Origin of the sequence: Aeromonas sp. PrichA-15 (assembly GCF_017939245.1) — a bacterium.
GTDB lineage: Bacteria > Pseudomonadota > Gammaproteobacteria > Enterobacterales > Aeromonadaceae > Aeromonas > Aeromonas caviae.
The window spans coordinates 26,687-53,087 of sequence record NZ_JAGKRH010000044.1 but is presented as its reverse complement, the minus strand read 5'-3'; the positions used below and the strand labels follow the sequence as shown (position 1 = coordinate 53,087).

General features: G+C 63.5%; 22 protein-coding genes. 8 read left to right on the top strand and 14 right to left on the bottom strand.

Annotated features, from left to right (window positions below; translation table 11 throughout):
- The first annotated feature begins 332 nt into the window (after positions 1–332).
- The 3 genes from J9889_RS07765 (at position 333) to yidZ (ending at position 3,991) form a co-directional block, all read left to right on the top strand.
- The gene (locus J9889_RS07765) at positions 333–1,481 is read left to right on the top strand and encodes a CMY-1/MOX family extended-spectrum class C beta-lactamase MOX-2 (RefSeq protein WP_063860845.1); all 1,149 of its coding nucleotides are present in this window, start codon (positions 333–335) and stop codon (positions 1,479–1,481) included.
- Positions 1,482–1,773: 292 nt separating this feature from the next.
- Complete coding sequence (locus J9889_RS07760; RefSeq protein WP_210556309.1) at positions 1,774–2,940, top strand: MdtL family multidrug efflux MFS transporter; 1,167 nt, start codon at positions 1,774–1,776, stop codon at positions 2,938–2,940.
- A gap of 10 nt (positions 2,941–2,950) precedes the next feature.
- Entirely contained in the window at positions 2,951–3,991 is a 1,041-nt protein-coding gene (yidZ, locus tag J9889_RS07755; protein ID WP_210556307.1) for an HTH-type transcriptional regulator YidZ, read from the top strand.
- Here the strand turns inward: yidZ and ruvX are convergent.
- From ruvX to metK, 7 genes are all read right to left on the bottom strand, one after another.
- Positions 3,988–4,410: a Holliday junction resolvase RuvX gene (ruvX, locus tag J9889_RS07750; RefSeq protein WP_010673863.1), complete on the bottom strand. Its 423-nt coding sequence runs from the start codon at positions 4,408–4,410 to the stop codon at positions 3,988–3,990. The genes yidZ and ruvX overlap by 4 nt on opposite strands.
- Positions 4,411–4,511: 101 nt before the next feature.
- Positions 4,512–5,066, bottom strand: coding sequence for a YqgE/AlgH family protein (locus tag J9889_RS07745; RefSeq protein WP_103261728.1), 555 nt, complete (start codon positions 5,064–5,066; stop codon positions 4,512–4,514).
- A gap of 143 nt (positions 5,067–5,209) precedes the next feature.
- A complete protein-coding gene (gshB, locus tag J9889_RS07740; protein ID WP_041215610.1) occupies positions 5,210–6,160 on the bottom strand; it encodes a glutathione synthase in 951 nt (316 codons plus the stop codon).
- Between the two features lie 182 nt (positions 6,161–6,342).
- Positions 6,343–7,074 (bottom strand): 16S rRNA (uracil(1498)-N(3))-methyltransferase, encoded by a 732-nt coding sequence (rsmE, locus tag J9889_RS07735; RefSeq protein WP_210556304.1) that lies wholly within the window; start codon positions 7,072–7,074, stop codon positions 6,343–6,345.
- Positions 7,075–7,203: 129 nt separating this feature from the next.
- The gene (locus J9889_RS07730) at positions 7,204–7,896 is read right to left on the bottom strand and encodes an endonuclease (RefSeq protein WP_210556301.1); all 693 of its coding nucleotides are present in this window, start codon (positions 7,894–7,896) and stop codon (positions 7,204–7,206) included.
- A gap of 73 nt (positions 7,897–7,969) precedes the next feature.
- The gene (locus J9889_RS07725; protein WP_210556296.1) at positions 7,970–8,509 is read right to left on the bottom strand and encodes a SprT family zinc-dependent metalloprotease; all 540 of its coding nucleotides are present in this window, start codon (positions 8,507–8,509) and stop codon (positions 7,970–7,972) included.
- Between the two features lie 67 nt (positions 8,510–8,576).
- On the bottom strand, positions 8,577–9,728 hold the full coding sequence (gene metK / locus J9889_RS07720) for a methionine adenosyltransferase (RefSeq protein WP_010673869.1): 1,152 nt from the start codon (positions 9,726–9,728) through the stop codon (positions 8,577–8,579).
- A 340-nt stretch (positions 9,729–10,068) separates the two neighbouring features.
- On the opposite strand from metK, the gene tkt reads away from it, so the two are divergent.
- The 3 genes from tkt (at position 10,069) to J9889_RS07705 (ending at position 14,377) form a co-directional block, all read left to right on the top strand.
- On the top strand, positions 10,069–12,060 hold the full coding sequence (tkt, locus tag J9889_RS07715; protein ID WP_210556295.1) for a transketolase: 1,992 nt from the start codon (positions 10,069–10,071) through the stop codon (positions 12,058–12,060).
- Between the two features lie 667 nt (positions 12,061–12,727).
- Positions 12,728–13,600: an ADP-ribosylglycohydrolase family protein gene (locus J9889_RS07710; RefSeq protein WP_069784475.1), complete on the top strand. Its 873-nt coding sequence runs from the start codon at positions 12,728–12,730 to the stop codon at positions 13,598–13,600.
- A 375-nt stretch (positions 13,601–13,975) separates the two neighbouring features.
- The gene (locus tag J9889_RS07705) at positions 13,976–14,377 is read left to right on the top strand and encodes a hypothetical protein (protein WP_223915755.1); all 402 of its coding nucleotides are present in this window, start codon (positions 13,976–13,978) and stop codon (positions 14,375–14,377) included.
- A 112-nt stretch (positions 14,378–14,489) separates the two neighbouring features.
- Here the strand turns inward: J9889_RS07705 and J9889_RS07700 are convergent, their stop codons facing one another.
- The gene (locus J9889_RS07700) at positions 14,490–15,614 is read right to left on the bottom strand and encodes an anhydro-N-acetylmuramic acid kinase (RefSeq protein WP_210556294.1); all 1,125 of its coding nucleotides are present in this window, start codon (positions 15,612–15,614) and stop codon (positions 14,490–14,492) included.
- A gap of 64 nt (positions 15,615–15,678) precedes the next feature.
- On the bottom strand, positions 15,679–16,989 hold the full coding sequence (locus J9889_RS07695) for a peptidoglycan DD-metalloendopeptidase family protein (protein WP_210556292.1): 1,311 nt from the start codon (positions 16,987–16,989) through the stop codon (positions 15,679–15,681).
- A gap of 114 nt (positions 16,990–17,103) precedes the next feature.
- On the opposite strand from J9889_RS07695, the gene tyrS reads away from it, so the two are divergent.
- Positions 17,104–18,303, top strand: a complete 1,200-nt coding sequence (gene tyrS, locus J9889_RS07690; RefSeq protein WP_210556290.1) for a tyrosine--tRNA ligase — start codon at positions 17,104–17,106, stop codon at positions 18,301–18,303.
- 78 nt (positions 18,304–18,381) lie between these two features.
- Here the strand turns inward: tyrS and ygjK are convergent, their stop codons facing one another.
- From ygjK to J9889_RS07670, 4 genes are all read right to left on the bottom strand, one after another.
- On the bottom strand, positions 18,382–20,862 hold the full coding sequence (gene ygjK / locus J9889_RS07685) for an alpha-glucosidase (protein WP_210556288.1): 2,481 nt from the start codon (positions 20,860–20,862) through the stop codon (positions 18,382–18,384).
- Positions 20,863–21,057: 195 nt separating this feature from the next.
- Positions 21,058–21,861: an AraC family transcriptional regulator gene (locus J9889_RS07680; protein WP_210556285.1), complete on the bottom strand. Its 804-nt coding sequence runs from the start codon at positions 21,859–21,861 to the stop codon at positions 21,058–21,060.
- 11 nt (positions 21,862–21,872) lie between these two features.
- On the bottom strand, positions 21,873–22,406 hold the full coding sequence (locus tag J9889_RS07675; protein WP_041212601.1) for a YbhB/YbcL family Raf kinase inhibitor-like protein: 534 nt from the start codon (positions 22,404–22,406) through the stop codon (positions 21,873–21,875).
- A 177-nt stretch (positions 22,407–22,583) separates the two neighbouring features.
- Positions 22,584–23,840, bottom strand: a complete 1,257-nt coding sequence (locus J9889_RS07670) for an adenylosuccinate synthetase (RefSeq protein ID WP_210556276.1) — start codon at positions 23,838–23,840, stop codon at positions 22,584–22,586.
- A 190-nt stretch (positions 23,841–24,030) separates the two neighbouring features.
- Here J9889_RS07670 and J9889_RS07665 point away from each other — a divergent pair, with 190 nt between their 5' ends.
- Complete coding sequence (locus tag J9889_RS07665) at positions 24,031–24,933, top strand: LysR family transcriptional regulator (RefSeq protein WP_041212603.1); 903 nt, start codon at positions 24,031–24,033, stop codon at positions 24,931–24,933.
- A gap of 63 nt (positions 24,934–24,996) precedes the next feature.
- Here J9889_RS07665 and J9889_RS07660 read toward each other — a convergent pair whose 3' ends face one another.
- Complete coding sequence (locus J9889_RS07660; protein WP_210556274.1) at positions 24,997–26,343, bottom strand: TAXI family TRAP transporter solute-binding subunit; 1,347 nt, start codon at positions 26,341–26,343, stop codon at positions 24,997–24,999.
- Positions 26,344–26,401 lie beyond the last annotated feature (58 nt).

Here is a 26,401-nt window from a genome sequence, read left to right as displayed (position 1 = left end):
ATGACGGTATAACCTGGCCAGAAGGAGGCAATATCAATATGATGCACGGCGACAGCAGGGTGATGGTGGTGGTGTGTTTGGCGACAACCAGTTTACCAGCACCCTGTCTGTCAACTTCCACTTTCCCAGGATCCCGCGAAGAACCAGAAATAAGCCCGCGTTGCAAGGTGATTGAAGGGGAGCCATGGCTCCCCTTTTTCATGGGTAAAAAGAGGGGGCGGCTTCACACTGACTTCACAGAGCCTCATCGGCAGCACACCTCGTGGGACTATGCTGGGCTCATCAGTCGCCGCCATGGCGATACCTTGCTAACGACAGTCAGGAGACATGCTATGCAACAACGACAATCCATCCTGTGGGGCGCTCTGGCCACCCTGATGTGGGCCGGTCTGGCCCATGCAGGTGAGACTTCACCGGTCGATCCCCTGCGCCCCGTGGTGGATGCCAGCATCCGGCCGCTGCTCAAGGAGCACAGGATCCCGGGCATGGCGGTGGCCGTGCTCAAGGATGGCAAGGCCCACTATTTCAACTACGGTGTGGCCGATCGGGAGCGCGCAGTCGGTGTCAGCGAGCAGACCCTGTTCGAGATAGGCTCCGTGAGCAAGCCCCTGACCGCGACCCTAGGAGCCTATGCGGTGGTCAAGGGAGCGATGCAACTGGATGACAAGGCGAGCCGGCACGCCCCCTGGCTCAAGGGATCCGCCTTTGACAGCATCACCATGGGGGAGCTGGCTACCTACAGCGCGGGCGGCTTGCCGCTGCAATTCCCCGAGGAGGTGGATTCGCTCGAGAAGATGCAGGCCTACTACCGCCAGTGGACCCCAGCCTACTCGCCGGGTTCCCATCGCCAGTACTCTAACCCCAGCATAGGGCTGTTCGGCCACCTGGCGGCGAGCAGCATGAAGCAGCCGTTTGCCCAGTTGATGGAGCAGACGCTCCTGCCGGGGCTTGGCCTGCACCACACCTATGTCAATGTGCCGAAGCAGGCCATGGCGAGTTATGCCTATGGCTATTCGAAAGAGGACAAGCCCATCAGGGTCAGCCCCGGCATGCTGGCGGACGAGGCCTACGGCATCAAGACCAGCTCGGCGGATCTGCTGCGCTTTGTGAAGGCCAACATCAGCGGGGTTCATGACAAGGCGTTGCAGCAGGCCATCTCCCTGACCCACAAAGGGCACTACTCGGTAGGCGGGATGACCCAGGGACTGGGTTGGGAGAGTTACGCCTATCCCGTCAGCGAGCAGACATTGCTGGCGGGCAATTCGGCCAAGGTGATCCTCGAAGCCAATCCGACGGCGGCGCCCCGGGAGTCGGGGAGCCAGATGCTCTTCAACAAGACCGGCTCGACCAGCGGCTTCGGCGCCTATGTGGCCTTCGTGCCGGCCAAAGGGATCGGCATCGTCATGCTGGCCAACCGCAACTATCCTATCCCGGCCAGGGTGAAAGCGGCCCACGCCATCCTGACGCAACTGGCCAGGTAATGGTGCGCCGTCGCTGAGCCTTGAGCGTACGTCGCATCGCGGCGTGCCCGTTACCTCGGACCCGACCCCTCAAGGGCGACCTGGCAGGGGGCGGGTCGATGAGCATGCCAGTCCGGGCCTCTCCTGCGGGAGATGTCCGGATTGGCATCCACCGAGTGCCATCTCGTCACTAGGCCCCGGCAGGCCGTCCGCTCTATAGTGCCCGGCATCTTCCTCTGCTTTTGCAGGATTGAGTTGTCAATCTCGCTGACAGCGCACCTGTGATGGTGAAACCTGCTGCTATGGAGCCTTCATGGGTATGTTTCTGCTGTGTACTTTTCTGATGATCATCCTCTATCCCCTCGGGATCGATCTCTATCTGGTGGCCGTCCCCCGCATTGCGCAAACCCTGCAGGGGAGCGAGGCGCAGATCCACACCGCTTTTTCCATCTATCTGCTGGGCATGGCGGCTACCGTGCTGCCGGGGGGCATGCTGGCGGATCGCCATGGTAGGCGCCCCGTGGTGCTGGGGGGCGCCCTCATCTTCGTGGTCGCTTCCCTAGTGGCGGCGGAGGCAACCGGCATCGCCCAGTTTTATCTGGGGCGTTTCTGGCAAGGGGTGGGCGCTGGAGCGCTCTACATCATGACCTTCACCGTGCTGCGGGATGTGCTGAGCCAGGCGCGCCTCGCGATGGCCCTCTCCCTCATCAACGGCGTGATTTGCGTCATTCCGGTGCTGGCTCCCGTACTCGGTTATCTCATCCTGTCGCACTTCGAGTGGCGCGGCATCTTCGTGGGCATGGCGCTGGTGGCTGCCATCAGTGCCCTGGTCAACCTGCGACTGCTCAAGGAGACCCGCCCCGCCCGCCAGCCTGCGTGGGCATCGCCGTTGGCCCTGCTGGGCATGGCCCCCTTCATGCAGCGCGCCTTGCTGACCAGCGCCAGCGTGACCGCCATCCTGGTCTATGTGAGCGTCTCGCCCCTCGTCCTGATGACCACGTTCGGCCTGTCTCCCGAGCAGTACACCCGGCTGATGATGGCGATGGCCGGGGTGAGCATGTCCGCTTCCTTCCTGACCCTCTTGCTGCTGCGCTGGTTCGGCAAGGCAAGGGTGCTGGCGCTCTCCCATCTCGCCTACCTGCTGGCCTTGCTCGCCCTGCTGTGCAGCAGCGGGCCCGAAGGCGGCCTGTCCTGGCTGCTGGCGGGATGTGCCCTGGTCTGCATCGGGTTTTCCTGCGGGTTCGGGGTGGCGATGGGGGAGGCGCTGGATGTGTGCGGGGATCAGGTGGCATCGGCCAGTGCCCTGCTCTGCATCATGCAGATAGGGTTGTCCGGGCTCTTCATCTGGGGGATGGGCCATCTGGGGATGCCTGCGCTCTGGATGCTGATCCTGGCACTCCTGCTGGCGCTGCTCGGTTACCTGGTGGTCAAGGTGCTGCTACCATGGCGTGCGATCCGGCGAGTCCGGGCTCGGGGATAGGAGAGAAGCGATGCGCAATCTGGGTGAACTCGATTTGAACCTGCTGGTGGTCTTCAGGCACCTGATGCAGGAGCGCAGCGTGGCGGGGGCGGCCAAGAAGCTGTGTGTCACCCCGTCGGCGGTGAGCAAGGCGCTCGGCAAGCTGCGGGACTGGTTCGGGGACCCCCTCTTCGTGCGCGTGCGTCAGGGCTTGCAGCCGACCAATCTCTCCCTGACCCTGGCAGAGGAGCTCAAGACCTGGTTCCAGCTCACCGAGAGCATCAGCACCCTCAACAGCGAGGCGATCCCCGAGGGGGCCCGCTTCAGTCTGGTGATGGAGTCCCCCTTCGGCATCAGCTTCCTGAGCGAGCTGCCCACGACCATCTACCAGAAGTACCCCCACTCCGTGGTCAGGATGCTGGGCTGGGATCACCACTCTCTCAACGACATCGTCAACGGGGAGGCGGATCTCGGCTTCTGTGCCCGGGAGACCCACGGCCGCTCCCATGCCAGGGTCAACCGGCTGCCCTATTACATCGATCACGAGGTGCTGTTCTGCGATCGTCCCGTGGTGTTCCTGCGCAAGGATCACCCCTTGCTCGGGCAGACGTGGTCGCTGACCCGCTTTCTGGCCTGCCCCCAGGTGAGCGTGGTGTGGGAGGCCAGCGACAGCTGGGCACTGGATGATCTGCTGGAGGACGAAGGCCACAGGCGGCAGGTGCCCATCATGGTGGCGAGCTTCGAGCAGGCGCTGCACATCGCCGCCCAAAAGAGCCACGAGCTGATCGCCGTGGTGCCCTCATATTGCGCGGACTATGCCGCCAGACATCACCCCGACCTCATCCCCATGCCGTTGCCGCTGGAAGAGTCTCTCTATGCCCAGCTGGAGATCGCCTTCATCCTGCTGTGGCACAAGCGCCACAATCAGGATGCCAAGGTGATGTGGTTGCGGGGGGAGATCCGGCGGCTCTATGGCCTGGCCGCGGCGGGGATGACGCGTTTTGCCTGGGGCGGGCCCATGGAGAGCAGGGCGGCGAAAGAGAAGCAAGGGGGAGGAGGCTCCCCGGTTTAGTCGTACTGCTCTTCCATCCAGGCTTCGACGATGAGCTGGGCGGAGACGCCGTCCACGCTCCCCTTGTCCAGCGCCTTGTAGCCGCCACGTTCAAACAGGCGGGCGCGGGCATCCGTGGTGGTGAGCCGCTCGTCCTTGAACTCCACCGGCTTGCCGAAGCGACCGTGCAGGCGATTACCGAACTTGCGAGCCCGCACCGTGATCTCCTGGTCCGTGCCATCCATGTTGAGCGGCAGACCGACGATCAGCAGATCCGGTTGCCACTCCTTGATCAGCTTCTCTATCTCGTCCCAGTTGGGGATGCCGTCGTTGGCCTTGAGGGAGCGAAGGGGGCGGGCGCTGCCCGTGAGCTCCTGGCCGATGGCGACGCCGATGCTCTTGGTGCCGTAGTCAAAGCCCATGATGCTGCGTGATGACATGGGGTCTCCTCGAAATGGATGGATAAATGAGGGGGGAAGCCCCCTCCCTGTCTCCCCCTGCTCGTGAGGGGGGAGCGTGCCGCGGAGGGGAGGGCCGGGTGTCAGCTATGGCCCACCTGGCTGGAGAGGTGCAGGGGGTTGACCCCAATGCTCGCGGCGGCTTGCTGCCAGCGCAGGTGGATGGGTGTATCGAAGACCAGCTTGGGATTGGGGGGGATCACCAGCCAGGCGCCATCCACCAGCTCCTGCTCGAGCTGGCCTGCACTCCAGCCGGCGTAACCGAGCGCCACCAGCCAGTGGTCCGGCGCCTCGTCGGTGCCCAGGGTCTCCAGGATGTCCTTGGAGGTGGTGACCATCATCTCGTCGCTCACCTGCAGGGTGGAGTTGAAGCCCGGGCGGAAGCTGTGCAGCACAAAGCCGCGATCCCCGTGCACCGGTCCCCCCTGCAACACCGGCTGTTTCATCTCGGCGGTGGCGGGGGGATTGAGGTTGAGCTTGGTCAGCATGGCGTCCAGGGCCATGTCGACCGGAATGTTGACCACCAGTCCCATGGCGCCTTCGCTGCTGTGTTCGCACAGATAGACCAGGGAGCGCTGGAAATAGGCGTCCGTGAGGCTCGGCATGGCGAGCAGAAAGTGATTTTGCAGTGTTTGCATGGAGCGTATGTATCTCTTAGCGTGCAAAGGTATTTGGGGTGATTATGGCAGTTGATGGCGGCGGGCAAAACCGCTTTTTGCCGGCAGTCAAAGGGGCCTTCACGGCCCCTTGTGTGTGTTTCCTCGCCGCGGCAACGAAGGGGTCAGCGGCCCAGTCGGCGCTCGATGGCGTCCATCAGCATGCCGGTAATGGAGACGTCGAAGGCCGCCTCAATCTCTCGGATGCAGGTCGGGCTGGTGACGTTAATCTCGGTCAGGCGATCGCCGATGATGTCGAGGCCGACGAAGATGAGCCCCTTCTCTTTCAGGGTCGGGCCCACCGCGCGGGCGATGGCCCAGTCCGCGTCACTCAAGGGGCGGGCCTCGCCACGGCCACCGGCCGCCAGGTTGCCACGGGTCTCACCCTGGGCCGGGATCCGGGCCAGGCAGTAAGGTACCGGTTCGCCGTCCACCACCAGCACCCGCTTGTCGCCATCCTTGATGGCGGGCAGATAGGTCTGCGCCATGCAGTACTGGCTGCCGTGGGAGGTTAATGTCTCGATGATGACGCCGACGTTGGCGTCATCCTCCTTCATGCGGAAGATGGAGGCGCCGCCCATGCCGTCCAGCGGTTTGAGGATGACGTCCTTGTGCTGGGCGTGGAAAGCCCGCAGCTTGTCTGCTCTGCGAGTGACGAGCGTGGTCGGGGTGTGCTCGGCAAACCAGGCGGTGTAAAGCTTCTCGTTGGCGTCGCGCAGGCTCTGGGGCTTGTTGACGATGAGGCAACCCTCATCCTCGGCCCGCTCCAGCATGTAGGTGGCGTAGATGAACTCGGTGTCGAAGGGGGGATCCTTGCGCATCAGGATCACATCCAGGCTGGAGAGCGGCTGATCCACCACCTCGCCCAGCGTGTACCAGTCGGCATAGTCATATTTGACGGTGAGCGGACGCATGGTACCGAAGGCGCGACCGGCCTCCATGTAGAGATCCTTCATCTCCAGATAGAACAGCTCGTAGCCGCGCTTTTGCGCCTCTTCGAGCATGGCGAAGCTGGAGTCCTTCTTGATGTTGATGGCCGAGATGGGGTCCATCACGATGCCGAGTTTGATGGTCATCCGAGATTCCTTCTGGTGGCTCGATTGCGAGTGAGATTCTTAAAACTTGTTCAAGGTCTGTCACGAGAGGTCGTCAGCAAGGTAAAGAGCAGCGCAGGAACCGGAGCGTATAGACATACGTGAGGATTCCGAGCAGCGCATGAGCCTTGATCACGACCTCGCAGTAAGACATTGGACTGGTTTCAGGCCAGATCGCCAAAGCGGCACTGAAGCGCAGTAATCGCCGTCAGGGCGGCGGTTTCGGTGCGCAGCACCCGCGGCCCCAGCAGCATCTCCTTGAAATCTTCCTGCACGGTACGGGCGATCTCGTCGCCGGACAATCCCCCTTCCGGGCCGATCAGCAGGCGCACGCCGTGCTCGGGGATGGGCAGGGTGTTGATGCTGTAAGGGGCGCGCGGGTGCAGGTTGAGCTTGAGCTCCTGAGTCTCTTCCCCTAGCCAGGCGTCCAGCTCCATCGGCATGCGCACCTCGGGCACGGTATTGCGACCGCACTGCTCGCAGGCACTGATCACCACTTTTTGCCACTGCTCGCGCTTTTTCTCCAGCCGATCGGCGGGCAGCTTGACGCCGCAGCGCTCGGAGAAGAGGGGAGTGATGCAGGTGACGCCGAGCTCCACCGATTTCTGGATGGTGAAGTCCATCTTGTCGCCGCGGCTGATCACCTGACCCAGGTGGATGGCCAGCGGTGACTCCACCGAGCGGGTCTCGCAACTGTCGATGGTCACCTCAACGGACTTCTTGCCCACACTGGTGATGGTGGCGGGGTACTGGTGGCCGTCGCCGTTGAACAGCTCGAGCTGCTGGCCCGGCTGCATGCGCAGCACGCGGCCGATGTGATTGGCACCGTCTTCCGACAGGGCGAGGGTCTGGCCAACCTGCAGGCTGGCCGGTTCATAGATACGTGGAATGCGCATGGCTGATAGTCAGTCTCTTGCTTGGAAACCCTTCAATACCCTACTGCACGGCGGCGAGCAAGGCTCGCGAGACAGAGAGTGAAGGGATTCAGGAGGAGGGGGACGCTCCCCCTCCCTGGTCAAATGGGGTTATTGGCACTGCTTTTCAATGAAGGGATTGGTATTGCCCTGCAGCTTGCCGATACGGCGGTTGCGCTCGCACTCCCAGCGATCAGCCGGATACTGCCTGTCCCAGGCTTCGTAAAGCTTGCGCTGCTGGGCTGCCAGACGCAGTCCGTACTGCTGGCTCATGTAGAGGTAGGCGCGTGCGATCTGGCCACGCACCGGCCCCTTGGGCGGCTGCACCTGGCGCTCCTTGAAATCCACCAGCATCTGGCACTTGCCGTACTGGTTCGGTTTGCCGTTCCAGTCGCTGAAGCGGAAGTTCGCCCGATCGCCGTTCACCTCGCCGATGGCAGGGAAGAGGTTGTGCATGTCTCCCTCCATCCTGTTGAACTCGTCGCTCTTGCCGCAATTCTTGCGACCCCCGTCCTGCCAGCACTGGAGCTGGTGGCCGAACTCCCAGGCGGGCACCACGTGCTCCCATTCGATGCGGGAGGCCCGCTCGGCCTGCTTGCGCGGCAGGTAGCCGCAGCTCTCCCAGTCGGGGGCCATCTTCTTGCCGCTGAACTTGATGTTGCAGCCGCAGTAGAAGGTGACGGGGTGGTTCTGGTAGAGCTTGTTCAGATCCTGCTTGGCGGCGCGAAAGGTCTGGATGTTGTCGGCATGGGCCGGGGCGCTGACCAGCAGGGCCAGGCAGAGGGAGAGCAGAGGGCGAAACATGAATATCCTTGGCAATGAGACAGTTGAATGAAGTAAGCGCGCACCCTATCACAGGAGCGCGACACGGGGTGACTCAATCCGCCGTCGTGTCGCGCTGCCACACCAGGGGCTGGCGACAGCGGCGGCAGTGATAGCGGGCCTCGCCGCGTATCACCTTGTTGTGGCGGCGCACGGAGAGGGGATGCTGCTGGCAGGCGCAGGCATACACGAAGGTACGCTGGGCCAGCACCCCCAGATCGAAGCTGTGGGTGGTGCTGGGTTCGAGACCGAACAGCTCCCGCATCACCGACTGCCACTGGCGACCGTGGGGCAGTACCCGGCTCTTGCCGCGCCCCTCTCCCCAGAGCGCATAGACCAGCAGGTGTGCCACCTCGTGGGGCACCACTTCCCTTAAAAACGCCTGCTGATTGGCCTGATAGAGCGCCGGATTGAAACGCAGCTCCCAGGTTTGCAGCCGCGCCGACCCTGCCGCCCGGCCCCGCATGTTGAAATGGACTTGCGGGCGGGGGAAGGTGCGGCCAAGGCGCGTTTCGGCCTGCACAAAGCAGGCCTCGACGCGCGCGAGCAGCATCTCGATGAGGGCGGGGTCAAGCCGGGTGGCAGTGGCAGGCATGGGATCCTCGGGACGGACACAAAAGCAAAAGGGGAGCCAGGCTCCCCTTTTATCACAACCTCGAGCCTTACAGGCCGGCGGCAGCACGCAGCAGCTCGGCCTTGTCGGTCTTCTCCCAGGGGAACTCGTCGCGGCCGAAGTGGCCGTAAGCGGCGGTTGCCTGGTAGATCGGACGCTTCAGATCCAGCATCTCGATGAGGCCATAGGGGCGCAGCTCGAAGAACTCGCGCACCAGCTTGACCAGCAGGGCTTCGGCCACCTTGCCGGTGCCGAAGGTTTCGACGCTGATGGAGGTGGGCTCGGCCACGCCGATGGCGTAGGAGACCTGCACTTCACAGCGATCCGCGAGACCTGCGGCCACGATGTTCTTGGCCACGTAGCGGGCGGCGTAGGCGGCGGAGCGGTCCACCTTGGACGGATCCTTGCCGGAGAAGGCGCCACCACCGTGACGGGCCATGCCGCCGTAGGTGTCGACGATGATCTTGCGACCGGTCAGACCGCAGTCACCCATGGGGCCGCCGATGACGAAACGGCCGGTCGGGTTGATGAAGTACTTGGTGTCCTTGTTGATCCACTCGGCCGGCAGCACCGGCTTGATGATCTCTTCGCGCACCGCTTCCACCAGATCGCTGTGGCTGATGGAGTCGCAATGCTGGGTGGAGAGCACCACGGCATCGACACCCAGGATCTTGCCTGCGTCGTCGTAGGCGAAGGTCAGCTGGCTCTTGGCGTCCGGACGCAGCCACGGCAGGGTGCCGTTCTTGCGCACTTCTGCCTGACGCTTCACCAGCAGGTGGGAGTAGGTGATGGGCGCGGGCATCAGCACGTCGGTTTCGTTGGTGGCGTAGCCGAACATCAGGCCCTGGTCACCGGCACCTTGCTCCAGCGGGTCGGTACGGTCGACGCCCTGGTTGATGTCCGGAGACTGTTTGCCGATGGCGTTCAGCACGGCGCAGGAGTCGGCGTCGAAGCCCATGTCGGAGTGGGTGTAACCAATCTCGCGCACGGTGTCGCGCACGATCTGTTCGATGTCGACCCAGGCAGAGGTGGTCACTTCGCCGGCTACCATCACCATGCCGGTCTTGACCAGGGTTTCGCAGGCGACGCGCGCCTTGGTGTCCTGCTGCAGGATGGCGTCCAGCACCGCATCGGAGATCTGGTCGGCGATTTTATCGGGATGGCCTTCGGAGACCGACTCGGAAGTAAACAGCTTTGCCATGTTTGGTTCTCGATTCGTAAGGGTTATCGCCTTGGCCATAACCGGATAATGACAGGATGACTGTAGAGGTATCTACATCTGGACGTCTATTTTAAATAGGTCATCCGGTGATTGCCAGCACTATTTGGGGGTGGAGCCGCCCGGGGCGGGATGGGGAAGGGATACACCTCCATGGAGGTAAGGCAGGGGGCGGATTGAATCGTTTTCCCCGCCCAGAAAAGCGATTGTGCTCCCAAAGCCACTTTATTCGCCCAGATAATATTTGCACGCCGCGCCCCCTGCTGGGACAATAACGCGCCTTAATCTTGGCCATCAAATGAAGCAATCGCAGGAGATACAGATGCCTTCTCGTAAAGAGCTTGCCAATGCCATTCGTGCATTGAGTATGGATGCCGTTCAAAAAGCCAACTCCGGTCACCCGGGCGCCCCCATGGGAATGGCGGATATCGCTGAAGTGCTGTGGCGCAGCCACCTCAAACACAACCCGAACAACCCCAAGTGGGCCGACCGCGACCGTTTCATTCTCTCCAACGGCCACGGCTCCATGCTGCTGTACTCCCTGCTGCACCTCTCCGGTTATGACCTCTCCATCGACGATCTGAAAAACTTCCGCCAACTGCACTCTCGTACCCCGGGTCACCCGGAGTACGGTTATGCGCCGGGCGTTGAAACCACCACCGGCCCGCTGGGTCAGGGCATCACCAACGCTGTGGGCATGGCGATCGCCGAGAAGGCCATGGCCGAGCAGTTCAACCAGCCGGGTCACGACATCGTCGACCACTACACCTACGCCTTCATGGGCGACGGCTGCCTGATGGAAGGTATCTCCCACGAAGCCTGCTCCCTGGCCGGCACCCTGGGTCTGGGCAAGCTGATCGCGTTCTGGGATGACAACGGCATCTCCATCGACGGTCACGTAGAAGGCTGGTTCACCGACGACACTCCCAAGCGCTTCGAAGCCTACGGCTGGCACGTCATCCCGGCCGTTGACGGTCACAACCCGGAAGCCATCAACGCTGCCATCGAAGCCGCCAAGGCCGAGACCGGCAAGCCGACCCTGATCTGCTGCCGCACCATCATCGGTTACGGTTCCCCGAACAAGTCCGGCTCCCACGACTGCCACGGCGCACCGCTGGGCAATGACGAGATCGCCGCCGCCCGTGCCTTCCTGAAGTGGGACCACGCGCCGTTCGTCATCCCGTCCGACATCGCCGCCGAGTGGAACGGTCAGGAAAAGGGCGCCAAGCTCGAATCCGACTGGGCTGCCAAGTTCGCCGCCTATGAAGCCGCTCACCCGGCCCTGGCTGCCGAGTTCAAGCGCCGCACCGCAGGCGAGCTGCCGGCCAACTGGGCTGCTGAATCCGCCAAGATCATCGAAACCCTGCAGGCCAACCCGGCCAAGATCGCGACCCGTAAAGCGTCCCAGAACTCCCTGGAAGCCTTCGGCAAGCTGCTGCCGGAATTCATGGGCGGCTCCGCGGATCTCGCGCCGTCCAACCTGACCATGTGGTCCGGCTCCAAGTCCCTGACTCCCGAGAGCGCCGCAGGCAACTACATCCACTACGGCGTGCGCGAGTTCGGCATGTCCGCCATCATGAACGGCATCGCCCTGCACGGTGGTTTCATCCCCTACGGCGCCACCTTCCTGATGTTCATGGAGTACGCCCGCAACGCCCTGCGCATGGCTGCCCTGATGAAGCAGCGCGCCATCTTCGTCTACACCCACGACTCCATCGGTCTGGGTGAAGATGGCCCGACTCACCAGCCGGTGGAGCAGATCGCCTCCCTGCGTCTGACCCCGAACATGAGCACCTGGCGCCCGTGTGACCAGGTAGAGTCCGCCATCGCCTGGAAACACGCCATCGAGCGTACCGACGGCCCGACCTCCCTGATCTTCTCCCGTCAGAACCTGGCCCAGATGGACCGCACCGCCCAGCAACTGGCCGATGCCGCCAAGGGTGGTTATGTGCTGAAGGATTGCGCCGGTACTCCGGAACTGATCCTGATCGCCACCGGTTCCGAAGTGGAGCTGGCCGTGGCCGCCTATGAGCAGCTGACTGCCAAGGGCCGTGCCGTGCGCGTGGTCTCCATCCCCTCTACCGACGTGTTCGATGCCCAGTCCGCCGAGTACAAGGAGTCCGTCCTGCCGGCCGCCGTCACCAAGCGCGTGGCCATCGAAGCGGGCATCGCCGACTACTGGTACAAGTACGTGGGCTTTGGCGGCAAGATCATCGGCATGCGCACCTTCGGTGAGTCTGCCCCGGCCGAGCTGCTGTTCAAGGAATTCGGCTTTACCGTGGAAAACGTGGTGGCGGCCGCTGAGTCCCTGTAATCGCTGAACGTTGGGCCTTTTTGGCTCAATAGCCGGAACAATAAAACGCCCTCCATCGCAAGATGGGGGGCGTTTTTTATTGGGAAAGAAAAAATAATAAATTCAAAATATATTTAAACATCTGAGAGTTGATAGTACTTTCTCTAGGGAAGGTGCGAATAAGTCATATGGCACGAGAGCATTTACTGGTAATCCATTGATATTAAATGACTAAAATTTTCATTTTTTGTTCGTGGGATACTTGTTCGCACTTTCCCTATGCCATATCTTTTCAGTGGCGCGAACGCAGCCCGCCAGCAGGGCGCAGAAGCAAGGGGAGGGGGCCTTCCCCTTGCCTGCCCCGACTTGCCGCCCCCCGATGCATATCACTCCTGTCATGACCCTCCCTGTGAGGGGGCCCCGGAGTCCGCCCTGCTTTGCCGCCCTGGCGTATCCCGCACTCCTTGCGATGCAGCCGGCTCATCTTCCCCGCACCATCCTTATTTGTGTTCTTTGTCATCAACTGCCGTTATTGCGACCTGGGTCGGAGTTTGGGTGGATTATTAATTGTATGATTAATAATGAAATCAGGGACCCTGCCGACGAGCAGCACGGATCGGCACTCATCTGCCCGGGAGTGGCGCATGCGATCGCATCGCGATCCCCGTCATCTGACTTCGGAGGTTTTATGCTTGGATTCATTCTGGGTGACATGTACAGCCGCACCAGCGGGTTTCGGCCACCCCCCCGCCTAGGCAAGCACTTCCCCCTCGTCCCCGACTATCAACTGCGCGGTCGCACCGGTGCCGCCATCCTGACCATGGAGACCCTGCTCGATACCCCCTATCCCCAGAAGAAGTTCAGGGCCCTGATCTATGGCGCCTTTATCGAGCGCCAGCGTCGCCTCTTTGCCGAGCAGGTGGTCATTGGCCGAATGGAGGAGGGTCAGGACCTGGCGATCGCCATCGATCTTGCCTTTATCAGCACGGCGGTGCCCATCGGTCTGCTCGCCATCTCGGAGGAGATCGCGCTGCTGACCACCCCCCGTCCCACCCAGACCCATCCTCATCAGGAGGCCTTGAGCCAGGCGCTCGACTGCACCGCCATGCTGATGTTCTATGCCAAGGTCATTCGCCAGCGCAATGCGGTGCTTGAGCACATCGGCCACCAGTTCGGCTACAGGCCGCAGGCCGGGCTGGTGGCCAGGGTGGGCCACGGCGGGGAAGATGACTATGCCGCCTTCATGGTCAATGTGATGACCTGCATCGCCCATTCGGGCTCCTTCAAGGAGGCGCTGGAGAATGGCGTCAGGATGGGCATGCACGAGCCCGCCTTCTTCTGTATCGTCGGCGCCCTGGCCTCGACCCTGTGGGGAGTCCCCAAACCCTGGGCCCATGAGATCTCTCGATTCATCCAGCGCCAGCACCCCCACTATCTCCAGATCCTGCTGCGGGGCGAAGCCAGGGTGGGCCGCAGACAGATCAACCTGGAGCCTCCCAAACCGCCGCTCTGTGCACCGGTCAAGCGCCAGGTAAACCGCTTCCTGAAGTGGGCCTTCTAGGGCCATGGGAGTGCTCTCGAGGTGCGGGCCCATGGCACCATCCCATCGGCCCGCCCCTGCTGAGGGTCATCACGGGACTGTTATCTCACTGACCCCTGATCCCCCGGCTACCTTGCCCAAGAGAGGATTGCCAGAAAAGCCAACGGCTGCACGGGGGACAAGGGGTGGGTAGAAGGTGATCCACCTCGCCTTTTGATGTGAACGCCTTTTGATGTTTGGCGCCATACGATACCATGCGCAGCGTGTGTTCCTGTTGGGGGAGGCGCCGCCCATCGCCCCGTGGCTGGCCGCTGGTCCGTCATGATCACGGGATGCACAATCCGGGGCCGCCACGGCAACCCCTTATCGCCATAGCCAACAGGACGGAGTATCAGGATGGCCATTGCCATTGAACAGTCGGACAACACACTGAGGGTGAACAAGGATCGCTACGATCTGGGCCGCATCGTCGGCGTGCAGGTAAAAGCACTCGGCTGGATGGATCGGCTCAAGAAGACCTTGTTGCTGGGAGTGGTCACCTCCAGTGTGCTCTTTTACTTCACCCCTTCCTACGAGCAGGCGGGCAACTGGCTCATCGTGCTCTTCCTGCCCCTGGTAGGTTTTCTGTCTGGCGCCCTGATGGGGCTGCTCTCCTGCGCGAAATATGAGTTTTGCATCGAATTTTCCCACGCCGACGAGACGGGCGTGCAGTGGATCACCGCCGCCAGGAGTCGGCATGTCGCCGATTATGAGACCTTCAAGGCGCAGGCGGCCAGGTTGAAAGAGCGGCTCGGATAGGGAGCACAGAGTGACGGGTCTGCGCCATCTGGCGCCAGGCATAACAACAAGCCCGATCAGGTGCACCTGTTCGGGCTTGTTCCATTAGAGGGGAGGGCGCTCGGGGAGCGGCTCAGGCGGGATAGAGGGCGCCCAGCACCGCCGGGCGGCTCGCACCGGTCACCGCAGGCAGGTTGCCCGGCTTTCGCTGGATAAAGCGTTGTGCCAGCCAGGCAAAGGCGGCCCCTTCCACCCAGTCCGGTGCAAGGCCGAGCTGGGCGGTGCTGGTCAGATGCCAGTCGGGCAGCAGGGCTGCCAGCTCCGCCAGCAGCGGGGCGTTGTGGGCGCCGCCGCCGCAGACAAACAGCTCGGGCCGGGTTGGCGCATCACTGTGGGCGGGCAACTGGCGGGCGATGCTGTGGCAGGTGAGGGATTGCAGGGTACGCTGCACATCTGCGGGGGCGTATGCGCAGCCGTCCAGCTCGCCATCGAGCCAGTCGAGGGTGAACATCTCACGCCCCGTGCTCTTGGGGGCGGGGGCGGCGAAGTAGGGGTGAGCCAGCAACTGCTCCAGCAGCGCAGGGATAAGCCTGCCGCTGGCGGCCCACTGGCCACCGGCATCATAGCTGCCGCCGTGGGGCTGATGGCGGCGATACCAGCCGTCGAGCAGGGTGTTGGCGGGGCCGGTATCGAAGCCATATACCCCTGAACCAGCCCCCCCGTCGGTCTGGCCGGGCAGCACCGAGATATTGGCAATGCCGCCGAGGTTCAGCACCACCCGCAGGGCGCCGGGGCGGGCAAAGAGCGCCTGATGGAAGGCGGGCACCAGGGGCGCCCCCTGACCGCCGAGGGCCATGTCCATGGTGCGAAAATCGGCCACCACGTCGATGCCGGTCAGGGCCGCCAGCAGGGCCGCGTTGCCTATTTGCAGGGTAAAGCCGAGGGCAGGGCGGTGGCGTATGGTCTGGCCGTGACTGCCGATGGCGCGAATCTCCTTGGGAGTCAGCGCCGCCTTGGCGAGCAAAGCCTGGGTGGCGGCGGCAAATTCGCGGGCCACCAGGTTGTCGGCGACCCCCATGCGGTCGATTTCGTTCTCCCCCGGGGTGCAAAGCTCATGCAGGGTGCGAGCCGTATCGGCAGGCCAGGGATGGCAGAGGGCCGCCTCGACCCGCAGTGCATCCCCCTCAAGCTGCACCAGCACGGCGTCGATACCATCCATGCTGGTACCGGACATCAAGCCTATATAGCGTTCAGTCATGACAACCCCTTTCAATGATGCGGGGGAACCGTCCGATACCGTGTTCCACCTTGGTCGACAGCGGTCAGCTGTCGTCGCCGTTGTCCTTGTTGCTGGCCAGTTGCAGCTCGGGGCTGTCCAGCTTGGCCAGTTGGGGCATGGCCTGGGCCTTGAAGCTGGCAAGCGCCCGCCCGCTGAGAGACTCCGCCTGGGGCAGGTTGAGGGTGCGCGGGTTCTTGTGCACGCCGCCCACCACGAATTCATAGTGCAGGTGCGGGCCTGTGACCCGGCCGGTGCCGCCGAGCAGGCCGATGGTCTGCCCCTGCTTCACTCGCTGCCCCTTGTTGACGGTGCGCTTGGAGAGGTGCAGGTACTTGGTCACGTAGTTGCCCGCGTGCTTGATGAAGACGTAGTTGCCGTTGAACTGGTTATAGCCGGCGGCCACCACGCTGCCGCCGCCCGCCGCCATGATGGGGGTGCCCACCGGCGCTACGTAGTCGATGCCGTTGTGGGGGCGCACCTTGCCGGTGACCGGGTGAAGGCGGCGCGGATTGAAGTTGGAGCTGATGTATTTGAAGTTGACCGGCGCGCGCAGGAAGCTCTTGCGCATCGCCTTGCCGTCCGGGGTGTAATAGTTGCCATCCGTGTTCAGCACGGCGCGGTAGATGGCCCCCTGGTTGACGAACTCGGCGGCCAGGATGTCGCCGGAGGCAACCCGCTCGTCATCCTGGTATTTGTCCTGGTAGACCACCCGGAAGCTGTCCCCCGGTTGCAGGTCCTGGGCAAAGTCGATGTCCCAGCCGAAGATGGCGGCGAGATCCATGATCTGGTCTTCCGTCATGCCCGCTTCGACGGCGGCGCCCCAGAAGCTGGAGCGGATCTCCCCCTGGGCCACCTGTTCGCGGGTGTCGAGCTCGATCTTCACCGGCCTGGCCACGAAGCCGTCATCCCGGCGGTTCACCTTGAGCGCCTGCTCCAGGCTGTGGGGGTAATAGAGGCTGTGCAGCTCGCCGCCCTTGGTGAGCTTGAAGGTGAGCTCCTGACCGGGCTTGAGCAGGCGCAGGGTATCCGTGCCCTCGAGCTGGTCGATGAGGTGCAGATCCGTGGTACTGAGGCCCAGGCGCTGGAAGATGACCCCCATGTTGTCGCCGCTGCGCACCTTCACCTGTCTGGTGACATAGCGCGGTTTGGGCGAGGTGACGGGCTCGGCCCGTGCCAGCTGCGCCTCCTCGTCGACCTGCTGCTCGACGGCCAGTTCGTTGTCGTTGTCATCGACCCGGGTGGCGACTGCCTGTTCGCTCGGCCAGGCCGCCAGCATCATCACCATGATGCTCAGGATAAGCACCATCTTGCGGTGCCAGTGAGGGAGAGAGTTGAAGGCGTGCCAAAGGACCATGAGAAGCAGACAAAGTTGAACCCGGAAGAAGGTCGGAGTTTACCGCCTTTCCAATTGGCCCGCCATTCCAGTAATATGTCTGGCCCTGTGGAATCGTGATTGGAGAGTCAAAAAATGTCCCAGCTCGAGGTGGCGCTAGCCGAGATCAAGCGCGGAGCGGAAGAAATTCTGGTTGAAGAAGAACTGATCGCCAAGTTGAAGGAAGGGCGCCCCCTGCGCATCAAGCTGGGGATGGACCCGACCGCGCCGGACATCCACCTGGGTCATACCGTGATCCTCAACAAGCTGAAGACCTTCCAGGATCTGGGCCATGAAGTGATCCTGCTGATCGGTGACTTCACCGCCATGGTGGGTGACCCCTCCGGCAAGAACGCCACCCGTCCGCCGCTCTCCGAAGAGGCCATCAAGCACAACGCCCTCACCTATGCCGAGCAGGCGTTCAAGATCCTGGACCCGGCCAAGACCCGCATCGAGTACAACTCCACCTGGCTGAGCGAGCTGGGCGCGACCGGCATGATCAAGCTGGCGGCCAAGCAGACCGTGGCCCGTATGATGGAGCGCGACGACTTCAAGAAGCGCTACAGCAACGGCCAGTCCATCGCCATTCACGAATTCCTCTATCCGCTGCTGCAAGGCTATGACTCGGTCGCGCTGAAGGCGGACGTCGAGCTGGGCGGTACCGACCAGAAGTTCAACCTGCTGATGGGCCGCGAGCTGCAAAAAGATGCCGGCATGGCGACCCAGTGCGTGCTGATGATGCCGCTGCTGGTGGGCCTGGACGGCGTCAAGAAGATGTCCAAGTCCGCCGCCAACTACATCGGCGTACACGACGCCCCGGGTGAGATGTTCGGCAAGATCATGTCCATCACCGACGATCTGATGTGGAACTACTACGAGCTGCTCTCCTTCCGTCCGCTGGCTGAAATCGAAGAGTTCAAGGCGGGCATTGCCGCCGGCACCCTCAACCCGCGCGACGTGAAGATCTGGCTGGCCAAGGAGATCATTGCCCGCTATCACGACGAGGCGGCGGCCGAGGCGGCCCACGAGGACTTCACCCAGCGCTTCTCCAAGAACGCGATCCCGGACGAGATGCCGGAGGTCGAGCTGGCCCTGGAAGGGGACGGGCTGGCCATCGCCAACCTGCTGAAAGACGCCGATCTGGTGGCCACCACCTCCGAAGCGCTGCGGATGATCAAGCAGGGCGCGGTCAAGGTGGATGGCGAGAAGCTGGATGATGGCAAGGCCCTCATCGGTGCCGGTACCGCCGTCTACCAGGTTGGCAAGCGCAAGTTTGCCCGGGTGACCGTGAAGTAAGTCGCCACCTGCGGCCCTGCCATAAGAAAGGCCTCCCTTGCGGAGGCCTTTTTGTTGGCTCATTGCTGCAAAGAGGGATCAACCCTCGGTTTTCAGGAAGTTGCGATAGAGCATGTAGAGGTGGGCCGAGCTCCAGCTGAAGTTGCTGGCACCCTGCATGGCGCCGGTTTCCGGGTTGTAGTTCTCGCGGATGGGGCCGCTACCCGCCAGCCCCTCGGCGTTGGCAAACAGCTTGTTGACGAGCTGTTGGGCATCGCTGCGATAGCCGTAGTTCTCCAGCCCCTTCACCCCGAAGTAGAACTGATCCAGCCAGACCCGACCGCGCCAGTAGATGTCGGGGTCGTAGGCCGGGTTGGTCAGTGCCGCCGTGCCGAGCGGCACCCTGGTGTTGAACTCCTGGGCATTGAGCATCACCTCGCGCACCCGCGCCGCCTTCTCCTTGTCCGCTACCTCGGCCCAGAGCGGGCTCCACCCTTCCGGGCCACGGCCGCGGGCGGTCAACAGCTTGCCGACGCAGCCGTTGGCGTCGGGCAGATCCCCCTGGGCTATCTGGCGGTCGTAATAGAAGCCGGAGGCCTCATCGAACAGGCAGCTGTTGATGTAATCGGCCAGCTGGGTCGCCCCTTCGCGGTAGCGGCTCGCCTCGTCCGGCTTGCCGAGCAGCTCGGCCATGTCGGCCAGGATGCGCTTCTCCTTGGCGAGGAAGGCGTTGAGCTCCACCGACTCCTGATCGATGGAGAAGCCGATGAGGTTGCCGTCGTCCTGATGGTTTTCAAAGAAGAAGACGTTCCAGTCCTGGCGCGCCCTGGCCATGTCGCCGCCATAGGTCTTGTCGGCATAGCGCTTGAGCTGATCCGGCTCGATAAAGCCGAAGCGGGCGGCGTTGTCCATGCCGGACTCCCAGCCTGCGCCGTGCTGGGCGCCGATATCCATGTCGGCGTAGCCGCCAAAGCTCAATACCTGCTGATAGAGCGCCATGCCGGCGCAGCCATACCAGCCATCTCCCTCATTGGTACAGCTCGACAGATCCAGCCCGACCGGTGCCCCCGTCGGGTACTGCACCTTGAAGGTGATGTTGCCGAACTCGTCGTTGTGCTCGACGTGGCGGGTGGCGCCATATTCGATGATGCCGTTGCGGTTGTTGTCCCGCGCCCGATACCACCAGTCGTGATAGGCCTGGATCTTCGGGTACATCTCGGCGATGAAGGCCTTGTCCTGGGTGGCGCTGTAGATCTCCCAGATGGCCCAGGCGGAGAGGGGCGGCTTGGTGTCGCGCTCGTTCCAGTTGCCGCCGTCGCCACCGCGATCGGCGAGCTTGTTGTAGAAGACGGCGTCGATCACCATGCCGGCATCCTGCGGCCGAACCGGGTCATCGGCCTGGATCTGGTAGTCATACATGGCGCGCACGTTGTTCTTGGCTACCTCGGGGTTGAAGTGGGCCATTGCGTAAGCGTGCTTCCAGCTGTCCCAGGCCCAGACCCCGTCGAACCAGCGGGCGGTGTTGGAGGGGGTCACCCCGTCGTGCAGGATGGCACCGGCCGGCGAGCGCCAGTTGCCGTTGAGGGTCTCCATCGCCTTGACCGCGATGCGCCGCTCCGACTCCGGGATCCCCTGATTGGAGAGGCCGCGCGCCAGGTAATCCTCCCAGCGGCGGATGGAGTCGTCGAAATGGCTGGCGGGGTCGGCCAGCAGCGCCAGGCGGCTTCGCTCGAAGCGACTCGCGTCAGCACTGCTGTGGACATAGCTCTGCAGGGTGTAGATATCCTGCTGGCCCTTGGCGGCCAGGGTGAGGCTGGCCTCGCTCACGTAGCCGAGCCCCTGCTCGTCGAGGGTGGTACGACTGGGCAGGGTGCGATCGATGCGGTAGCTGGCGCTGCCGCTTTGCATGATGTTCCAGGTGCTGCGCAGTTTGCCGAACTGGAATGCCACGCCACGCTCGGTCTGGCTGATGGTGCGGGTCCAGGCGGGGTACTGCTCGGCGACCGTCTTGTTGGCATCCCACTGGTTGAGCAGCTCCCCCTGCCAGTTGAGCTTGAGGGTGAGGGGGGCATCAGTGTGGTTGATGAGGCGGGTACGAACCAGCGCAGTGCGGGCATCGCCGTAGCGCAGCTCCAGCTCCAGGGTGAAGGGGTCGAAATCGAAGCGCTGCACCAGCGCCCCCGGGATGGCGTACAGCGCCTGTTTGCTGGCGCTGGTAAGCGGGAAGGCGCGGCCGCTCTCGTCGCTCAGGGTCAGCTTGTCCAATTCGCTTGCGAAGAACAGGCTGTACTCCTCGGCGATGACCATGGGACCGGTAAAGCCGCCCCATTCGCTGTCGCTGGCGGGCAGCAGGAAGCCGTGCCAGGCGCCGAGATCGAGCAGCGGGTTGTATTTGAGGTTGGCGTAGCTGTCAAAGTCACGGAACTGGAGCGGGGTGCCGCTGCGGTCGATCACGTTTTGATACTGGTTCGCCAGGGTGGCGCTGGGGGCGGCCGGGCTGCTGGAGTCATTGCCGTTGCAGGCAGTGAGGCCGAACAGGGCGACGCTCAGGGTGATGGAAAGTAAATTTTTACGAAACATCCCTCGCTCCAATGACAGTTTTTGTAGGTTAAGGAAGGTGTTTTTTAGTGATTGTTTTAGTGAAAGCGTTTGCGAGAGCCATTATAGGGCGATTCTGACGGGATTATTGGCGCTGTGTCACAGTGCAGGAGGGGCGAGTGTGAGCCGGATCACCCGGTTACACGAGGTTACATAGCTCTTTGTTTTAGTAATTATTTACTTTTTTGTGGTGGCAGTCAGTGAGAGAGAGGAGGGGCAGGTACGCAGGTATTGGTGGGGGGTCAGGCCGAACTCCTCCTTGAAGCGTGCGGCAAAGCGGCCGGGGGAGTCGTAGCCACAGGCGAGGGCGGTCTGAAGCGGCGTGAGCCCCTGTTGCAGCAGGGAGAGGGCGTGCCCTAGGCGTACCTGGGTCAGCACCTGGCGAAAGCTGCGTCCCTCGGCGGCCAGTTTGCGGACCAGGGAGGCGCGGCTCATGGCGAAGTGGGTCGCTACCGTCTCCAGTCGGTGATCAAGACCAGGCTCTACGCTGAGGTAACGGGCCAGCCGCTCCCCCAGGGTCATGGTGGTGGCAGGAAAGAGCAGGCCAAGGCCCCCCGCTTCCCTGAGCTCGCCATAAAACCCTTGCAGCAGCTGGGTCTGGGCCGTCTCGCAGAGCTGCCGCTGCGCCATGGTGGTGACGAGATCGAAGCAGAAGGCGAGGGCCGACGTCACCCTGATGGCCGGTGGCTTGAGGAGATCGAGGGTGCTCTCTGCCAGCCACTCGGCCGGTGGCGGGGCCAGCAGGGTGAGCGCCTGGGAGCGAAACGTGCCCTGCTCCGGCTGGTTGACGAAGGTGAGCCGGTGACCCGCCGGGATCAGCAGCCAGCTCTCCTTGTCAAAGGAGAGGCGCTGCTCCCGCCACCACAGCTGCTTGCGGCCCTGCTGCACCCAGATGAGGGTCGGCGCGTAGATGAGCACCCGGCGCAGGGGCTGCTGGCGGATCCCGAAGTAGTGATTCAGTTGCAGCAGGGGCGTGCTCATCGGGCGGGCTCCTAGGGGGTGGTGAAGGTGGCGGTCAGGGTGGCCTTGCCAAGGGCCAGGCTGTTGAGCATGTAGCCTACCATGGCGGGCGGGGTGTTGGCCTTCACCTCCAGTGCCTTGGGCAGGGCCCAGACGGTGAACTGGTAGCGGTGCATGCCGTGACCGGCGGGCGGGCAGGGGCCGCCATAACCCTGGGTACCGTAGTCGGTGCCAAGCTCCAGCCCCTGCTTGAGCTTGCCGGAGGCATTGCTTGGCAGCTCGCTCTGGCTGGCCGGCAGGTTCACCACCAGCCAGTGCCACCAGCCGCTGCCGGTGGGGGCGTCCGGGTCATAGGCGGTGATGGCGACGCTCTGGGTGCCGGCGGGCAGGCTCTGCCAGCTCAACTGGGGGGAGCGGTTCTCGCCGCTGCAACCAAAGCCGTTGAAGCTGAAGACCTTGTCCATGGGTTCACCCTCGCGGATGTCGGTACTCTTGAGGGTCATGGCACCGGCGGGCAGAGCCGCGAGGCAGAACAGGGGCAGCAGCGGGATAATGGGGGATCTCATGATGGGCACTCCTTTGTGTGAATATGGCATTCACTCTAAGGGGGCTGGCTCAAAACAGAGTGCCCGTATGGCTCAAATTATGCCATATAGGTGGCTTTTGTGAGCTGTTCGGGGCTTTTGAGGGGCATAAAAAAACCGGCATCCTGGGATGCCGGTTTTTGGGAGAGGCGAGGGGCCTTAGCGCAGGATCATCTCGTCACGGCCCGGGCCGACGGAGACCATGGGCACCGGCACGCCCAGCAGGGCTTCGATGCGCAGCACATAGTCCTGGGCAGCCTTGGGCAGCTCGGCGAAGGTGCGGCAGCCGCTGATGTCTTCGCTCCAGCTCTCCATCTTCTCGTAGACGGGGGTGAGGGCGGCGGTCTGCGGCCAGATCGGGTTCTCGGTGTGGGCACCTTCGTAGGCCACGCAGATCTTCAGATCCGGCAGACCGGTCAGGCAGTCCAGCTTGGTCAGGGCCACTTCGGTGGCCGCCTGCAGCTCGACGCCGTTCTTGGTGGCGACGGCATCGAAGTAACCCACGTCACGGGGACGGCCGGTGGTGGCGCCGAACTCGTTGGTGATCTTGCGGAACTCGTCCTGGTTCTCCATGGCGGTCAGCAGGGTGCCGGTACCGACGGAGGAGCTGAATGCCTTGGCCACGGCGATGACGCGCTCCGGGCGCAGGCCCGGCAGACCGCCACCGATGCCGGCGTAGGCGCCGGAAACGTGGGAGGAGGTGACCCAGGGGTATTCGCCGTAGATGAGATCACGGCCGGCACCCAGCTGGGCTTCGAACAGCAGGGTCTTGCCTTCGGCTTGCAGTGCCTTGAGGGGCATGCTGACGTTGCAGACGGCGTCCAGCCAGGGAGCGGACGCTTCCAGCAGCCAGTCGGCCATCTCCTGGGCGGTCTGGGTGAATTCGAAGTCCGGATAGAGAGCCTTCATCTGCGGCAGTTTCCAGTCCAGCATGAACTGGATGCGCTCGACCAGCACGTCCGGCTGTTTCAGCCAGCCCACCAGGATCGCCTTTTTCATGACCCGATCACCGTAAGCCGGGGCGATGCCCTGACGGGTGGAGCCGTAGGCGCCGTCACCCAGGCGTTGCTCTTCCAGGGTGTCTTCCAGCGCGTGCAGCGGCAGGCAGAGGGTGGCACGGTCAGAGATGGCGAGCTTGGGAATGACGCCGGAGGCCTTGACCTCTTCCAGCTCGACGGTGAGCTTCTCGGGGCTGATCACCATGCCGGGGCCCAGCACGACCAGGCAATCCGGGTTGAAGACGCCGCTCGGCACCTGGTGCAGCTTGAAGGTGCCCAGATCGTTGACCACGGTGTGGCCGGCGTTGTTGCCGCCCTGGAAACGAATACTGGCGCCAGCCTGGCCTGCCAGATAATCGACGATGCGGCCTTTGCCTTCATCACCCCAGTTAGCACCTACGACTACGATAGACGACATGACTCTTTCTCCTAAGACGTTAGGCGTCCATCCTAGGAGCCCCGTGAGGATTAGAAAAATTAATTATCTTTATAATTCCGATAAGGAAGCCATATAATTCCGGTGCAATTATCGACACCGCGCTCCCTTTCGTGGTGCCCGTGCCCTGGCGGCGCTGGCCCTGCCACCGACCCGGGAGAAGAGGAACCCCATGCTGGACATTCACTGGCTGCACACCTTCGTCACCCTGGCCCGGTTGCAGCACTTCGGCCAGACGGCCACCGAACTGCACATGACGCAACCCAATGTGAGCCTGCACCTCAAGAACCTGGAGCAGGCGACCCGGGTCAAGCTGGTGGAGCGCAGCCCGTTTCGCCTGACCCAGGCGGGGGAGCGGCTGCTGCAAAGCGCCGAGCGCGCCATCAACGAGTTGCAGCTCTGCCAGTCCGATCTCAATGCCCTGAGCCAGTTGAGCCAGGGGACGCTCGCCATCGCCGCCAGCGACATCATCTCGCGCCTGCTGCTCATCCAACCGTTCCAGCGCTTCAAGCAGGCCTTCCCCGGCATCGACCTCACCCTGTTCAACACCACCTCGGATCAGGCGGCGGATCTGGTGCGGGCGGGCAAGGCGGATCTGGGCTTCGTGATGGCACAAAAGCGCAGCGAGCCGCTCTTCTACACCGAGTTGCAGCAGGTGACCTGGTGTGCCCTGGGGCACGGCCTGGCCCGCTGGCAGGCGCGGGCCAGCTCGGGGGAGAGCGATCCTCTGGACGAGCCGACCCTGATCCTGCTGGGGCACGACACCCGGACCCGGGCATTGATCGACCCCTCCCTGCCCCTGCTCGGTCTGCCGAGCTGCCGCATCATGGAGGTGGGGAGCGTGGATGCCCAGCTCGACTGGGCCGAGGCGGGTTTTGGCGTCGCCATCGTGCCGGATTTCTCCCTTCACCCCAGGCTCAAGCTGACCGCCCCGGTGACCCGGCTCACCGATTTTCCCGGTACCAGCCTGGGGTACGTGGTGCGCCAGAACCAGGTGCTGTCACGGGCCATCAAGCAGCTGCTGCACTGGGTGGAGGAGGAGATCCAGAATCCGGCGCTGCTGCTGGCGCCGTGACAGGCCAGGCGCCCGTTCCCGATAACCAAGAGGCCACCCCTGGGGTGGCCTCTTGGTTGGTGTTCATTGCCCGGCGGGGGTTGTGGTCCCCACCGCGTGGCTGGCCGGCATGGCCTGCGGTGATGGCGCCTCCAGCGGCGTTGCCGACGAGGCGGGCGCCTCAGGCGGGGTCAGGGGATGGCCTGGTGCCAGGGTTGCGCTGCCCGGTGTGGGCGGCTCAATCAGGGCCGGGGCCTGGTTGGTGGAGGCCGCCCCCGAACTGGTTGAGAGGGTCGCGGCGGCCGGCTGCTCCGGCAAGGTGTCGGACCCCTCCAGTGGCGCGGTGCCTTCCTGGGGGCCTGCCCCATCGGTCGGTGTGGCCGCGCTGCTCGCCGGGGGCAAGGTTGGCAGGGCACCCGAGGTGGCCACGGCACCGGATGCCGTGAGGGTGTCCGCCGGGAGGGTGGGCACGGCATCCAGCATGCCGGGATGGAGCAGGGCGATGCTGCCCGCCTGCATGCCTTCCCAGGTGAGGGTGGTCAGTGCCGGATGCAGTCGGGTGAACTGCTTGAGCCGCTCGTTCAGCACGTCCCGCAGGGTGCGCACCTCGCTCTCGGGCAGGCTGGCCAGGGCCACCAGTTCGGCGGTGACGGCGAAGGTATTGACGCCGCTTGTCTGCCCCGGATAGAGGTTGGCGCCGATGCGGCTGCGATCGTAGTAGGGGTGCTGCTTGAGCAGCTTGTCCACCTGTTCCCCCTCGATGGGAATGAGGCGGGCCTGACAGCGGCCGGTGAGATCGCCGATGGCCTGATTGGGGTGACCAGCGACCACGAAGGCGGCATCCAGGGTGCCGTCACAGAGCCCCTCCAGCCGGTTGCCCGGGGAGATCACAGGCGGGCGGCTGAAGTCGGCGACCCGCCACCCCATGGCATCGAGCAGGGCCCGGCTGGTGACCCTGTCCCCGGAGTTGGGGGCGCCGACATCGACCCGCTTGCCCTTGATGTCGGCCAGGGTGGTGATGTTGCTGGTGGCGCTGGCAATCAGGGTCAGGGACTCCTTGTGGAGCCGCAACAGGCTGCGCAGCTGATCGTCCGGGGCCTGGCCCGCGAAGGGGCCGGTGCCGTGCACCGCATGGTAGAGCACATCCGACTGCATCAGGGCGAGCTGTACCTCTCCCTTGGCGAGGGCCGCCAGATTGGCGATGGAGCCCGAGGTACTCTGCACCGTGCAGTGCAGGCCGTGGCGGGCACTCTCCTCGTTGAGCAGGCGGCAGATGGCCCCCCCTGTGGGGTAGTAGACGCCGTTGAGGGCTCCCGTACCGATGGTGACATAGGCGGGGGAGGCGAAGAGGGAGGGCGCCAGCACGGCCGCAAGCCAGGGCAGGGCGGTACGTGACAGACGCAACAGGGCAGAGAAGGCGAATGGGCGCATAGTGGACCGAAACCGTGGCTGAACATGAGGAGGAGGCGGGCTCATCCGGTGATGAGCC

Bases quoted from the DNA above. Each gene is read 5' to 3' on its own strand.
- J9889_RS07765 (WP_063860845.1), top strand. From the start codon at position 333: ATGCAACAACGACAATCCATCCTGTGGGGCGCTCTGGCCACCCTGATG.
- J9889_RS07760 (WP_210556309.1), top strand. From the start codon at position 1,774: ATGGGTATGTTTCTGCTGTGTACTTTTCTGATGATCATCCTCTATCCC.
- yidZ (WP_210556307.1), top strand. From the start codon at position 2,951: ATGCGCAATCTGGGTGAACTCGATTTGAACCTGCTGGTGGTCTTCAGG.
- ruvX (WP_010673863.1), bottom strand. From the start codon at position 4,410: ATGTCATCACGCAGCATCATGGGCTTTGACTACGGCACCAAGAGCATC.
- J9889_RS07745 (WP_103261728.1), bottom strand. From the start codon at position 5,066: ATGCAAACACTGCAAAATCACTTTCTGCTCGCCATGCCGAGCCTCACG.
- gshB (WP_041215610.1), bottom strand. From the start codon at position 6,160: ATGACCATCAAACTCGGCATCGTGATGGACCCCATCTCGGCCATCAAC.
- rsmE (WP_210556304.1), bottom strand. From the start codon at position 7,074: ATGCGCATTCCACGTATCTATGAACCGGCCAGCCTGCAGGTTGGCCAG.
- J9889_RS07730 (WP_210556301.1), bottom strand. From the start codon at position 7,896: ATGTTTCGCCCTCTGCTCTCCCTCTGCCTGGCCCTGCTGGTCAGCGCC.
- J9889_RS07725 (WP_210556296.1), bottom strand. From the start codon at position 8,509: ATGCCTGCCACTGCCACCCGGCTTGACCCCGCCCTCATCGAGATGCTG.
- metK (WP_010673869.1), bottom strand. From the start codon at position 9,728: ATGGCAAAGCTGTTTACTTCCGAGTCGGTCTCCGAAGGCCATCCCGAT.
- tkt (WP_210556295.1), top strand. From the start codon at position 10,069: ATGCCTTCTCGTAAAGAGCTTGCCAATGCCATTCGTGCATTGAGTATG.
- J9889_RS07710 (WP_069784475.1), top strand. From the start codon at position 12,728: ATGCTTGGATTCATTCTGGGTGACATGTACAGCCGCACCAGCGGGTTT.
- J9889_RS07705 (WP_223915755.1), top strand. From the start codon at position 13,976: ATGGCCATTGCCATTGAACAGTCGGACAACACACTGAGGGTGAACAAG.
- J9889_RS07700 (WP_210556294.1), bottom strand. From the start codon at position 15,614: ATGACTGAACGCTATATAGGCTTGATGTCCGGTACCAGCATGGATGGT.
- J9889_RS07695 (WP_210556292.1), bottom strand. From the start codon at position 16,989: ATGGTCCTTTGGCACGCCTTCAACTCTCTCCCTCACTGGCACCGCAAG.
- tyrS (WP_210556290.1), top strand. From the start codon at position 17,104: ATGTCCCAGCTCGAGGTGGCGCTAGCCGAGATCAAGCGCGGAGCGGAA.
- ygjK (WP_210556288.1), bottom strand. From the start codon at position 20,862: ATGTTTCGTAAAAATTTACTTTCCATCACCCTGAGCGTCGCCCTGTTC.
- J9889_RS07680 (WP_210556285.1), bottom strand. From the start codon at position 21,861: ATGAGCACGCCCCTGCTGCAACTGAATCACTACTTCGGGATCCGCCAG.
- J9889_RS07675 (WP_041212601.1), bottom strand. From the start codon at position 22,406: ATGAGATCCCCCATTATCCCGCTGCTGCCCCTGTTCTGCCTCGCGGCT.
- J9889_RS07670 (WP_210556276.1), bottom strand. From the start codon at position 23,840: ATGTCGTCTATCGTAGTCGTAGGTGCTAACTGGGGTGATGAAGGCAAA.
- J9889_RS07665 (WP_041212603.1), top strand. From the start codon at position 24,031: ATGCTGGACATTCACTGGCTGCACACCTTCGTCACCCTGGCCCGGTTG.
- J9889_RS07660 (WP_210556274.1), bottom strand. From the start codon at position 26,343: ATGCGCCCATTCGCCTTCTCTGCCCTGTTGCGTCTGTCACGTACCGCC.